Source organism: Polaribacter sargassicola (assembly GCF_021991835.1).
Taxonomy (GTDB): Bacteria; Bacteroidota; Bacteroidia; order Flavobacteriales; family Flavobacteriaceae; genus Polaribacter; species Polaribacter sargassicola.
Window position 1 is genome coordinate 1 of record NZ_JAHDAU010000003.1, and the last position, 13186, is coordinate 13186.

10 protein-coding genes are annotated in these 13186 nt (G+C 29.5%); 9 read left to right on the plus strand and 1 reads right to left on the minus strand.

What is annotated here, in order from left to right:
- Window positions 1-438: 438 nt before the first annotated feature.
- From thrS to KI686_RS05865, 9 genes are all read left to right on the plus strand, one after another.
- The gene (gene thrS, locus KI686_RS05825) at window positions 439-2379 is read left to right on the plus strand and encodes a threonine--tRNA ligase (RefSeq protein ID WP_237588333.1); all 1941 of its coding nucleotides are present in this window, start codon (window positions 439-441) and stop codon (window positions 2377-2379) included.
- A gap of 114 nt (window positions 2380-2493) precedes the next feature.
- Entirely contained in the window at window positions 2494-3012 is a 519-nt protein-coding gene (gene infC / locus KI686_RS05830) for a translation initiation factor IF-3 (RefSeq protein WP_368735868.1), read from the plus strand.
- A gap of 75 nt (window positions 3013-3087) precedes the next feature.
- Window positions 3088-3285: a 50S ribosomal protein L35 gene (gene rpmI, locus KI686_RS05835; protein ID WP_237588334.1), complete on the plus strand. Its 198-nt coding sequence runs from the start codon at window positions 3088-3090 to the stop codon at window positions 3283-3285.
- A 92-nt stretch (window positions 3286-3377) separates the two neighbouring features.
- Window positions 3378-3722 carry a 50S ribosomal protein L20 gene (gene rplT, locus KI686_RS05840; protein ID WP_237588335.1) on the plus strand — a complete coding sequence of 115 codons (345 nt, stop codon included), beginning with the start codon at window positions 3378-3380 and terminating at the stop codon, window positions 3720-3722.
- An 81-nt stretch (window positions 3723-3803) separates the two neighbouring features.
- Window positions 3804-4388, plus strand: a complete 585-nt coding sequence (locus KI686_RS05845) for a hypothetical protein (protein ID WP_237588336.1) — start codon at window positions 3804-3806, stop codon at window positions 4386-4388.
- A 139-nt stretch (window positions 4389-4527) separates the two neighbouring features.
- Window positions 4528-5928 (plus strand): glycogen synthase, encoded by a 1401-nt coding sequence (locus tag KI686_RS05850; protein ID WP_237588337.1) that lies wholly within the window; start codon window positions 4528-4530, stop codon window positions 5926-5928.
- Window positions 5929-5931: 3 nt separating this feature from the next.
- Complete coding sequence (locus KI686_RS05855) at window positions 5932-7194, plus strand: glucose-1-phosphate adenylyltransferase (protein WP_237588338.1); 1263 nt, start codon at window positions 5932-5934, stop codon at window positions 7192-7194.
- 23 nt (window positions 7195-7217) lie between these two features.
- The gene (glgB, locus tag KI686_RS05860) at window positions 7218-9125 is read left to right on the plus strand and encodes a 1,4-alpha-glucan branching protein GlgB (RefSeq protein WP_237588339.1); all 1908 of its coding nucleotides are present in this window, start codon (window positions 7218-7220) and stop codon (window positions 9123-9125) included.
- A gap of 267 nt (window positions 9126-9392) precedes the next feature.
- Window positions 9393-11798, plus strand: a complete 2406-nt coding sequence (locus KI686_RS05865) for a glycoside hydrolase family 31 protein (protein ID WP_237588340.1) — start codon at window positions 9393-9395, stop codon at window positions 11796-11798.
- 265 nt (window positions 11799-12063) lie between these two features.
- Here KI686_RS05865 and prfA read toward each other — a convergent pair whose 3' ends face one another.
- Entirely contained in the window at window positions 12064-13140 is a 1077-nt protein-coding gene (prfA, locus tag KI686_RS05870; RefSeq protein WP_237588341.1) for a peptide chain release factor 1, read from the minus strand.
- Window positions 13141-13186 lie beyond the last annotated feature (46 nt).

The following is a 13186-nucleotide window of genomic DNA, read 5'->3' on the forward strand; positions in this document are numbered from 1 at the left end:
TAATTAATTTTTACTTCTTTCTAAAATCAAACAAACTCTCAATGAACGATACTAACCTACTCGTATTTCCGTTAGCGGGTGCAAATATACACCTCTTTTTAATAATCACAACACCTTTTTTAACTTTTTTATCCCAAAATGAAATATAAATGTATAAGGTGTTGGAATTGAAATCCTTATAGATTAAAATTTTTTATTTACTATTTACCAAAAAAAACATAAAGAGAACAAATAAAGCTTTAGCAGCTCTTTTATCCCTTTTAGATTAAATCATCTATACTTTAAAAATCTTTGATTATACTATCATATACTGACAAACTAATCAGTTAATAATGTAACTTCTTACAAGTCAAAAAAAATATAATTAATTAAACAACTATATATTGTGTGAAAAATTGTTTTCTAATATCTTTGCTCCCTCAAAATACAATACATTAAATGATTAAAATTACTTTACCAGACGGAAGTATTAAGGAGCTTGCTAAATATAGCACTCCTATCGATGTTGCAAAAAGCATTAGTGAAGGATTCGCAAGAAATGTTATATCCGCAAATTTTAACGGAACAACCGTTGAAACCTCTACCCCACTAACCACCGATGGTTCTTTAATTTTATATACATTTAATGACGCCGCTGGTAAAAAAGCTTTTTGGCATTCTTCTGCTCACGTTTTAGCAGAAGCTATTTTAAGTTTTCACCCGAATGCAAAGTTAACTATTGGTCCTGCTATTGATAATGGATTTTATTATGACTTAGATTTAGGTGATGAAACGCTTTCTGAAAAAGATTTTTCTGCTATAGAAAAGAAATTTTTAGAAATAGCCCGTGGCAAGCACGAATTTAAAATGCGTGAAGTTTCTAAAGCTGATGCTTTAGCTAAATATAAATCTGAAAACAACCCATATAAGGTTGAATTGATTGAAAACTTAACTGATGGAGATATCACTTTTTGTGATCATAGCAATTTTACAGATTTATGTAGAGGAGGCCACATACCAAACACAGGTATTATAAAAGCAATAAAAATAATGAATGTTGCTGGTGCTTATTGGAGAGGTGATGAAAAGAACAATCAATTAACTCGTGTTTACGGAATTAGCTTCCCTAAACAAAAAATGTTAACTGAATATTTAGATTTACTAGAAGAAGCTAAAAAACGTGATCATAGAAAACTAGGAAAAGAGTTAGAATTATTTACTTTTTCTCAGAAAGTTGGTGCAGGTTTACCTTTATGGTTACCTAAAGGAGCCGCTTTAAGACAACGTTTAGAAGATTTTTTAAAGAAAGCTTTAAAAAAAGGAGGCTATGAAATGGTTGTAACTCCACATATTGGTCAAAAAGAGTTATATGAAACATCTGGTCACTATGAAAAATATGGAGAAGATAGTTTTCAACCTATTAAAACTCCAAAAATGGATGAGGAGTTTTTATTAAAACCTATGAACTGTCCTCACCATTGTGAAATTTACAACTTCAAACCTTTTTCTTACAAAGATTTACCTAAACGTTACGCTGAATTTGGAACTGTATACCGTTATGAGCAATCTGGAGAATTACATGGTATGACTCGTGTACGTTCTTTTACACAAGATGATGCACATATTTTTTGTACACCAGATCAATTAAAAGATGAATTTAAAGCTACTATTGATTTAGTCTTGTATGTATTTAACTCTTTAGGTTTTAATGATTTTGTTGCTCAAGTATCTTTACGTGATCCAGAAAAACCAGAGAAATATATAGGTAAAGATGAAAATTGGGTAAAAGCAGAAGCTGCTATTATTGAAGCTGCCGAAGAAAAAGGCTTATCTACAGTTGTAGAAACAGGAGAAGCTGCTTTTTACGGACCTAAATTAGACTTTATGGTTAAAGATGCTTTAGGTAGAAGTTGGCAATTAGGAACAATACAAGTAGATTATAATTTACCAGAACGTTTTGACTTAACATATAAAGGCGCTGATAACGAAAATCACAGACCAATTATGATACATAGAGCTCCTTTTGGTTCTATGGAGCGTTTTATAGCTGTGTTATTAGAACATACAGGTGGTAATTTTCCACTTTGGCTAACTCCAGATCAAGTTATCTTATTGCCAATCAGTGATAAATATCAAAAATATTCAGAAAAAGTTTTAGAATCGCTAGAAAATTCCGAAATTCGCGCCTTGGTAGATAACCGAAGTGAGAAAACTGGTCGTAAGATTCGTGATGCGGAAATTAGTAAAATTCCGTTTATGGTGATTGTAGGTGAAAAAGAAGAACAAGATGGCACAGTTTCTGTAAGAAAACATGGAGAAGGTGATATCGGTACTTTTACTATTGAAGAATTTATTTCTTTAATTAAAGAAGAAGAAAGTAAGACATTAAAGAATTTTTAACTAATTTTGAAAGTTCTTAAAAAAATAAAAGGTTGGAAAACAACTATAAGTTAAATTTAAAATTTATAAGTCATAGCAATACGTAGAAGCAGGTCTAGAAGACCATTAAGAGTAATCAAAGAAGATCAACATAGGATTAATGAAAAAATAAAATATGTTGATGAAGTTCGTCTTGTGGGCGAAAACATAGAAGTTGGTGTATACCCTTTAGCAAAAGCAAAGGAATTAGCCAGAGAACAAGAGTTGGATTTGGTTGAAATTTCACCAAAAGCAAAACCACCTGTTTGTAAAATTATTGATTACAAGAAATTCTTGTATGAGCAAAAGAAACGTGAAAAATCTTTAAAGTCTAAAGCATCTAAAGTGACTATTAAAGAGATTCGTTTTGGACCTCAAACTGATGAGCATGATTATGAATTTAAAAAGAAACATGCTATTAAGTTTTTACAAGAAGGAGCTAAATTAAAAGCATTTGTGTTCTTTAAGGGACGTTCTATTATTTTTAAAGAACAAGGGCAAATTTTATTATTAAAATTAGCACAAGAACTAGAAGAATATGGTAAAGTAGAGCAATTACCTAAATTAGAAGGAAAACGAATGATTATGTTTATTGCTCCCAAAAAAGTAAAATAAGTATTAGAGTTTTTTAGATTAATATCTATAAACTTTAAAACTAAAAATATTAAGCAAGATAAAAACGAAGGAGAAATGCCTAAAATGAAAACAAAATCTAGCGCCAAAAAACGATTTAAAGTTACTGGTACTGGAAAATTAAAAAGAAAGCACGCGTTTAAAAGTCACATCTTAACAAAGAAGTCTAAAAAACGTAAATTAAAGTTAACTCATGATGGTTTGGTACACAAATATGATGAAGCTAACATTAAGCAACAATTAAACTTAAAATAAGTTTAACAAGGGAATTTAATTATTAACCATGGAGTTAGGCCTAAATAAAAGTATTCTTAACAGAATCGCCTACTACAAAACACATTGAAATTATGCCAAGATCAGTAAATTCAGTAGCCTCAAGAAATAGAAGAAAAAAAATCTTGAAGGCAGCAAAAGGTTACTTTGGACGTAGAAAAAACGTTTATACAGTAGCAAAAAATGCGGTTGAAAAAGGTATGCTTTATGCATATAGAGACCGTAAAAACAATAAGAGAAACTTCCGTTCTTTATGGATTACACGTATTAACGCTGCAGCTCGTTTACACGGAATGTCTTACTCTCAGTTTATGGGAAAAGTTAAAGCTAACAATATCGAATTAAACCGTAAGGTTTTAGCAGATTTAGCTGTTAACAATCCAGACGCTTTTAAGGCTGTTGTAGAGAAAATAAAATAAGAATAATAATACTTGCTTATATTAAAAACCCAAACATTTTGTTTGGGTTTTTTTTGTAAATTTACAGCCCAAATATAACATATGAAATTTAAAATATTATTAGCCTTTTTATTAGTAAGTACTTATTCTATATTTTCACAAGAAGTACAAGAAAAAGAAGACAATTCTATAAAAGGACAATTTGATAAAATATATAGAACATCAACAACATACCAAGCTTATAAAGTTATTGATAAAGAAAAGTATCAACTTTTAAAATCAAATGTTCTAGACTCTTTAGATAAATCGCAGAAATTAATTTCTGAAAAAGAAAATTTATTAAAAATTGAGAAAAATAATATTGAAGAAACTAAAAATACTTTAAATAAAACTCAATTAGAATTAAACGCTGCTTTAAAACAAGTTAGTTCTATTTCTTTGTTAGGTTTTGAACTAAGTAAAACCACATACAACCTTGTTTTATGTAGTATTATTGCATTATTAGTATTAGCTTTAACTTATTTTATATTTAAATTTTCTAAAAGTAATGTAATAACTAAAGAGTCTAAAAGTAATCTAGCTGAAATAGAACAAGAATTTGAAAACCACAGAAAAAAGTCTATTGAAAGAGAGCAAAAACTGCGTAGACAATTACAAGACGAGATAAATAAACAAAGAAATATTTAACAAGAATCTCATTTTAAAAGTAGTTCCTATTAATTATTTAACAAAAACCATCTTTTATTAAACTTTTGTAAATAATATATTTCCTGATTAATAATAAATATAATTTTTGTAAATTTAGCTTGAAACAAAAAATTATATTTTGGACATACTACATGTAAGCGCAGAGTGTTATCCTATTGCTAAAGTTGGCGGTTTAGCAGATGTTGTTGGGGCTTTACCTAAATATCAAAAAAAGCTAAATACAACTAGCAGCGTTATAATGCCATATTATAACAATCCCTTTACCCAAAAAAATAATTTTAACGTAGTTTATGAAAATAAGCTTGAAATGGGTAAAGAGTTATTTAGTTTTAGGGTATTAAAACTTTCTAGTAACTCTCTTGAGTTTGATTTATACTGCGTAGACATACCCGAATTTTTATACACAGATTATGTATACTCTTCAAGTGACACAGAAAGATTTTTAGCTTTTCAAATAGCAACTTTAGATTGGGTTTTATCATTAGAAAGAAAACCAGATATAATTCATGTACATGATCATCACACAGGACTAATACCGTTTATGGTTTCTCAATCCTATAGATATGAAACCTTAAAAAATATACCTACAATATTTACAATACATAATGCCCAATATCAAGGTTGGTTTTCCCATAATAAAGTATACTTAATTCCTGAATTTAACTTTACTAATGTTGGTTTATTAGATTGGAATAGTAATATAAACCCTTTAGCTGCAGCAATAAAATGTGCTTGGAGAGTTACAACTGTTTCTCCTTCTTACATGGAAGAGTTAAAACTAAAAGCAAACGGTTTAGAAGATTTATTAATGCATGAAAGCAAAAAATGTATTGGTATTTTAAATGGTATAGATTGGAATGTTTGGAACCCCGAAACAGACAATTATTTAATTGGTAACTACAATAGCTCTAACCCAATTGATGGAAAAAAAACCAATAAACAGTGGTTGTGTAAGGAATTTAATTTAGATGAAAACAAACCACTTTTTGCTTTTATAGGTAGACTTGTTGGTGAGAAAGGAAGTGATTTATTTCCTAAAATATTTAAAAAAGCTCTAAAAGAGAATAATATTTCTATTCTTTTATTAGGTTCTGGTAATAAAGAAATAGAATTTCAATTAAACCAATTACAAGAAGAAAAAAATTATGGTTCTTTTATAGGATACGACGAAAGATTGTCTCACATAATTTATGCTGGTGCCGATTTTTTGTTAATGCCTTCTAGAGTAGAACCTTGTGGTTTAAATCAGATGTATTCTTTAAGATATGGTACAACTCCTATTGTAAATGCAATTGGTGGTCTTAAAGATACAGTTGTAGACATAAATGCTAATGGTTTTGGTATTTGTCATTACGGTGTTACAATAGAAGAAGTAACAAATGCAATAACAAGAGCAAATTTATTTTATCAAAATCAAACTGAATATATACAAAATTCTAAAAAAATAATGCTCATAGATAATTCTTGGACCAATTCTGCTCAAGAATATATAAACCTTTATAAATCTTTAAAAAAATAAACTATGCTAAACAAAAGTGTACTATCAATCATTTTAGGAGGAGGCCAAGGTTCTAGGTTATATCCTTTAACAGCAGATAGGTCTAAACCCGCAGTACCTATTGCTGGTAAATATAGATTGGTAGATATTCCTATTTCTAATTGTATTAATTCAAATATAAAAAGAATATATGTTTTAACACAGTTTAACTCTGCTTCGTTAAATCAACATATAAAAAACACATATCACTTTAGTTTTTTTAGTCAAGCTTTTGTAGATGTTTTAGCAGCAGAACAAACTATGCAAAGCGACAAATGGTTTCAAGGTACTGCTGATGCTGTTAGGCAAAGTATGCATCATTTTTTACAAAATGATTTTGAATATGCACTTATACTTTCTGGAGATCAATTATACAATATGGATCTAGAAGATATGATAGAAAAACATCAAGAAAGAGGTGCAGAAATATCTATAGCAACTTATCCTGTAAACGCACAAGATGCTACCGGTTTTGGTATCTTAAAAACAGATACAGAAAATACAATTACTTCTTTTATAGAAAAACCAGCTGCAGAGTTATTACCCGACTGGACATCTGATGTTAGTGATGAAATGAAAAGTGAAGGTAGAAATTATTTAGCATCTATGGGAATCTATATTTTTAATAGAGATTTACTTGTTAAATTAATGGAAAACCCAGACACTATAGATTTTGGAAAAGAAATTATACCACAATCTATACATAATCATAAAACAGTTAGTTATCAATATGAAGGTTATTGGACCGATATTGGTACCATAAGATCTTTTTACGAAGCAAATTTAGGCTTAACAGACGATATTCCTAAATTTAATCTTTATGATGAAAATAGAGTTTACACTAGAGCAAGAATTTTACCAACATCTAAAATATCTGGAACCGTTTTAAACAAAGCTGTAGTAGCAGATGGATGTATTATTCAGGCAGATAAAATAGAAAGAAGTGTTATTGGTGTAAGATCTAGAATTGGTAAAGCTTCTATTGTTACCAATACTTATATGATGGGTAACGATACTTATGAATCTTTAAAAGATATAGAAGAAAATAATATAGAAAATCTATTGGGTATAGGAGATAGATGCAACATAAATAACTGTATAATTGATAAAAACTCTAGAATTGGAGACGATGTAACAATAAATGGGGGCTCTCATTTAGAAGATACAGAAACAGAAAATTATCTTATAAAAGATGGTATTATAGTTATAAAAAAAGGAGCTACAATTCCTAAAGGAACAAAAATTTAATAGTTACTTTTTAAAATAAATACATGTCTAAAGTTATAGTTTATAGTTTATTTTCAGATTTTGATATTAGTCTTTTCCAAGCAGGTAAACATTACCGTCTTTACGAAAAATTTGGCTCGCATACTACAATTGTAGATGGTGTAGAAGGAACCTATTTTTCAGTTTGGGCTCCTAGTGCTAAATCCGTTTCTGTAATTGGTGATTTTAACTTTTGGCAAGAGAATGAACATCAATTATATGTACGTTGGGATGGCAGTGGTATTTGGGAAGGTTTTATACCTAACGTTAGTAAAGGTGATATTTACAAATACAAAATTAGAAGCTCTCATAATAATGTAGTAACAGAAAAAGCAGACCCTTTTGCTAGAAGATGTGAGCATCCGCCAAAAACTGCTTCTGTAGTTTGGTCTGATGATTACCAATGGAAAGATAAAAAATGGATGAAAAACAGAAAGAAAAACAATGCATTAGATGCGCCTTTTTCTGTTTATGAAGTTCATTTAGGTTCTTGGAAAAAGCAAATTGAAGAAAATAGATTCTTAAGTTATGTAGAAATGGCCGACGAGTTGGTTAACTACGTAGATGAAATGAATTTTACTCATGTAGAATTTATGCCTATTATGGAATATCCTTATGATCCTAGTTGGGGTTATCAATTAACAGGGTATTTTGCTCCAACAGCTCGTTTTGGTTATCCAGATGAATTTAAATATCTGGTTGATAAATTTCACGAAAAAGGAATTGGAGTACTTTTAGATTGGGTACCATCACACTTTCCTTCTGATGATCATGGACTAGGTTTTTTTGATGGATCTCATCTGTATGAACATCCAGATCAAAGAAAAGGTTATCATCAAGATTGGAAAAGTTTAATTTTTAATTACGGGAGAAATGAAGTAAAAGCTTTTTTAATTAGTAATGCTATTTTTTGGTTAGATCAATTTCATGCAGATGGTTTAAGAGTAGATGCTGTTGCCTCTATGTTATTTTTAGATTATTCTAGAGAAGAAGGGCAATGGGAATCTAATAAATATGGAGGAAGAGAATATTTAGAAGCTATAGATTTTATAAAAGAAATGAATATGGCCGTTTATAAATCTTTTCCTGATGTACAAACCATAGCAGAAGAATCTACTTCTTTCCCTAAAGTGTCTAAACCTATTTATGATGGCGGATTAGGTTTTGGTATGAAATGGATGATGGGTTGGATGCATGATTCTTTAGAATATTTTGCAAAAGAACCTGTTTATAGAAAATACCATCAAAACGACTTAACCTTTAGTTTAAATTATGCTTTTACAGAAAACTTTATGCTACCTCTATCTCACGATGAAGTTGTATATGGTAAAAAATCTATAGTTAGCAAAATGCCTGGTGATGAATGGCAAAGATTTGCAAACTTAAGATTACTTTATAGTTTTATGTTTACACATCCTGGAACAAAACTTTTATTTCAAGGAGCAGAATTTGGGCAAACAAGCGAATGGAGTTTTAAGACAAGTTTAGATTGGCATTTATTACAATATGATATTCATAAAGGAGTACAAAATTTAGTAAAAGAGTTGAATCTACTTTATAAAAAAGAACCTGCTTTACATCAAAAGCAATTTTCTTATGAAGGTTTTGAGTGGATTGATCATGGAGATCACCAAAACTCTGTTTTATCATTTATTAGAAAAGGAAATATTGAAAAAGACGATATTATTATTGTTTTAAATTTAACACCTGTACCAAGAGATGGTTATAGAATTGGTTTACCTAAAGAAGGTACTTTAAAAAATATTTTTAATAGTGATGCTATAAAATTTAACGGAACTGGTAATTATAAAAATCAAAATTTAATTTCAGATCAAAAAATATGGAATAATAGAGAGAATTCTGTTGAACTTAATTTACCTCCTTTAGCAATGATGGCTTTTAAATACAAATAATTTTAATTAAAAAAAGAACTCAACTATTTTAAAAAATATTTTTAATAAAAAAAAGGGTTCATTTTTTTATACATCATAATAAAATACATCAATTTTATGAGTTTATAAATTCTTTTATTTTTTTTATAAAAGAATTTATATTCAGCTAATTATTAAATAAATAAGCAATATTTTTGGTTATAGCAGATATTAAAAGTTTTATAATAAGTTAATTCTTTAATATTTAATCATTTTACAAATTTTTTATAAGCTAAAAAACTAACATTTATGATTGTTAATACAGAACTAGAACAAAAAGGCAATTTATTTCCTTCAGAAATAATTGATTATAAAAAGGACGTAGACACCTTATATTTTACAACTAAGAATAATGTTATTTTACAAGTAACCGTTGTTAGAGATAGCGTTATTAGATTTAGATATACTACTACAGGTAAATTTGAAAATGATTTTTCTTACGGTGTTACAATTCATGCCTCTAGAGGTTATAACTTTTTAGAAATATCAGAAGATGAATCTCATTATATAATTACAACTTCTAAATTAATTTGTAAAGTAGAAAAAAGAAGCCTGCAAGTTAGCATATTTGACGCTCTAGATTTAAAATTAATTAATGAAGATGAAATTGGTTTTCATTGGGAAGAAAGTTATGAATACGGTGGAGACATTGTAAAAATGAGTAAAATTTGCCAAAAAACAGAAAGCTACTATGGTTTAGGTGATAAACCTGTAGAAGTTAATATGAAAGGAAAGCGTTTTGAAAACTGGGCTACAGATTCTTATGCGTTTGGTAAACACACAGATCCTATTTATAAAGCAATTCCTTTTTATACAGCTATACAAGACAACAAATCTTACGGTATATTTTTTGACAATACCTTTAAAACGTTTTTTGATTTTGGACAAGAAAGAAGAAATGTAACAAGTTTTTGGGCACAAGGTGGTGAAATGAATTACTACTTTATTTACGGTCCTAAAATGGAAGATGTAGTTGCTAACTATACCGATTTAACAGGTAAACCACATGCTTTGCCTCCATTATGGGCTTTAGGATTTCATCAATGTAAATGGAGTTATTACCCAGAAAGTAATGTTAAAGAAATAACAAAAACATTTAGAGATTTACAGATACCATGTGATGCTATTTATTTAGATATAGATTACATGGATGGTTTCCGTTGTTTTACTTGGGATAAAAATCATTTTCCAGATCCTAAAAGAATGGTTAAAGAATTAGAAAATGACGGTTTTAAAACTGTTGTTATTATAGATCCTGGTATTAAGATTGATTTAGAATATGATGTTTTTAAAGAAGCTTTAGATAAAGATTATTTTTGTAAACGTGCAGACGGCCCTTATATGAAAGGTAAAGTTTGGCCAGGAGAATGTTACTTTCCAGATTATACAAGACCAGAAGTTAGAGAGTGGTGGTCTGGTTTATTTCAAGAATTAATTGAAGATATTGGAGTAAAAGGTGTTTGGAATGATATGAATGAGCCTGCTGTAATGGATGTGCCTAACAAATCTTTCCCAAATGATGTTCGTCATGATTTTGATGGAAATCCTTGTTCACATAGAAAAGCACATAATATTTATGGTACGCAAATGGCACGTGCAACATATCATGGTTTAAAAAAATACGCATATCCTAAAAGACCATTTGTAATAACAAGATCTGCTTACTCTGGTGCACAAAGATATACTTCTACTTGGATGGGAGATAATGTTGCTACTTGGGAACATTTATCTATAGCTAATAACCAAGCACAAAGAATGGCAATGTCTGGTTTTTCTTTTGCAGGAAGTGATATTGGTGGATTTGCAGAGCAACCTCAAGGTGAATTATTTGCTCGTTGGATTCAATTAGGTGTCTTTCATGCGTTTTGTAGAGTACACTCTTCTGGAGATCATGGGCACCAAGAACCTTGGGTTTTTGGAGAAGAAATTACAAACATTGTACGAAAATTTGTAGAACTTAGATACCAACTTTTACCTTATTTATATACCGCTTTTTGGAAATATATAAACGAAGGAACACCAATATTAAAATCGTTGGTTTTATACGATCAAGAAGATATTTCTACACATTACAGAAGTGATGAGTTTATTTATGGAGAAAATATTTTAATTTGCCCTATACTAGAACCAAACTCTAAAGGTAGAAGAATGTATATACCAAGAGGAAAATGGTATAACTTTTGGACAGACGAACTTGTAGAAGGTGGAAAAGAAATGTGGGTAGAAGCAGATTTAGATAGTATGCCTATTTTTATTAAAGAAGGTTCTGTAATTCCTAAATATCCTGTTCAACAATATGTTGGCGAAAAAGATTTTGATGAAATTACCTTAGAAGTTTATCACAAAAAAGGAAAAGAAACATCTCAATTATTTGATGACGCCCATGACGGTTATGATTATAAAAAAGGTAGATATAGTTTGCGTTCTTTTAAACTTACAGGTAAAAAGAATGAATTTATCTTACAACAACATAAAGAAGGTTCATTTGACGCTAAGTATAAAAAGTTTAAAGTAAACTTACATAACTTACCTTTTACAATTACATCTATACAAATAGATAATGTAGAAGTAGAAGTTAAATTAAACGATACCAACAACATACAAACAATTACAGTAGATAAAGAATTTACTGAGTTGCATTTATTTGGAGAATAAAATCCTTGTTTTTAAGGAGCCTTATACCCATTTATAGGTATATAAAATACCCTATAAATGGGTATTGTGTAATATTTGATTCCTATATAAATTTGTAGCATAGAATATAAGTATACAATACCTTATTTGAATTTAAAGACAATTATTATTTCCCCCTAATTATTATAATTGTAATGTTATATTCTAATTCCATTTAATATTTAACAAAAAAAACCTCAAAACTATTTATATGTTTTGAGGTTTTTTATTTAGTAATTTTAGCTTACTAGAATCCGTCTCCTAATTCCTTTAATTTCTCTGTATTCTCTGCCAACATCAATTCATCAATAATTTTTTGAATATCTCCGTTTACAATATTTGGCAAATCATATAAAGACAAACCAATTCTATGATCTGTAACTCTACCCTGTGCATAATTATAAGTTCTAATCTTAGCACTTCTATCTCCAGAAGAAACCATAGAACCACGTTTTAGAGCATCTTCGGCATTTTTCTTTGCCAACTCTAAATCATATAAACGAGATCTTAATACTTTAAAAGCTTTTTCTTTATTTTTATGTTGTGATTTTTGATCTTGACATTGCGCAACTAAACCAGTAGGTATATGTGTTAAACGTACTGCCGAATAAGTAGTGTTTACTGATTGACCACCAGGACCTGATGAACAAAAATAATCTATTCTTACATCTTTAGGATTTATCTCTACATCAAACTCTTCTGCTTCTGGAAAAACCATACAAGTTGCTGCAGAAGTATGAACCCTACCTTGTGTTTCTGTCTGTGGTACACGCTGCACACGGTGTACACCAGCTTCAAACTTTAAAATTCCGTAAACATCTTCACCTGTAACCTCAAACTGAATTTCTTTAAATCCACCATTTGTACCTTCAGAATAATCTACAGTAGAAACTTTCCAACCTTTGCTTTCGCAATATTTAGAGTACATTCTAAACAAATCTCCAGCAAAAATACTCGCTTCATCTCCTCCTGCACCAGCACGTAATTCTACTACCGCATTTTTAGAATCTTCTGGATCTTTTGGTATTAATAAAAATTTTATTTCTTCTTCTAATTCAGGAATTCTGGCATTTGCTTCTTCAATTTCCATCTTAGCCATCTCTGTCATTTCTGCATCAGAACCATCAGAAATAATTTCTTTTGCTTCTTCAATATTATTTAACAAAGATTGGTATTCATCACCTTTTTTAACAACAGATCCTAAATCTTTATACTCTTTGCTCAATTGCGCATAACGCTTCTGATCCATAATGATTTCTGGTTGGATAATTAAATCCGAAACCTCATCATAACGTTGTTTAACAATTCTTAATTTATCTAACATCTTCTATCTTTTCTTGGTCTGCGAATTTACAATTTTTATAGCTATA

What these genes read in the sequence shown, in the direction of transcription:
- thrS (WP_237588333.1), top strand. Translation starts at nt 439, where the DNA reads ATGATTAAAATTACTTTACCAGACGGAAGTATTAAGGAGCTTGCTAAA.
- rpmI (WP_237588334.1), top strand. Translation starts at nt 3,088, where the DNA reads ATGCCTAAAATGAAAACAAAATCTAGCGCCAAAAAACGATTTAAAGTT.
- rplT (WP_237588335.1), top strand. Translation starts at nt 3,378, where the DNA reads ATGCCAAGATCAGTAAATTCAGTAGCCTCAAGAAATAGAAGAAAAAAA.
- KI686_RS05845 (WP_237588336.1), top strand. Translation starts at nt 3,804, where the DNA reads ATGAAATTTAAAATATTATTAGCCTTTTTATTAGTAAGTACTTATTCT.
- KI686_RS05855 (WP_237588338.1), top strand. Translation starts at nt 5,932, where the DNA reads ATGCTAAACAAAAGTGTACTATCAATCATTTTAGGAGGAGGCCAAGGT.
- glgB (WP_237588339.1), top strand. Translation starts at nt 7,218, where the DNA reads ATGTCTAAAGTTATAGTTTATAGTTTATTTTCAGATTTTGATATTAGT.
- KI686_RS05865 (WP_237588340.1), top strand. Translation starts at nt 9,393, where the DNA reads ATGATTGTTAATACAGAACTAGAACAAAAAGGCAATTTATTTCCTTCA.
- prfA (WP_237588341.1), bottom strand. Translation starts at nt 13,140, where the DNA reads ATGTTAGATAAATTAAGAATTGTTAAACAACGTTATGATGAGGTTTCG.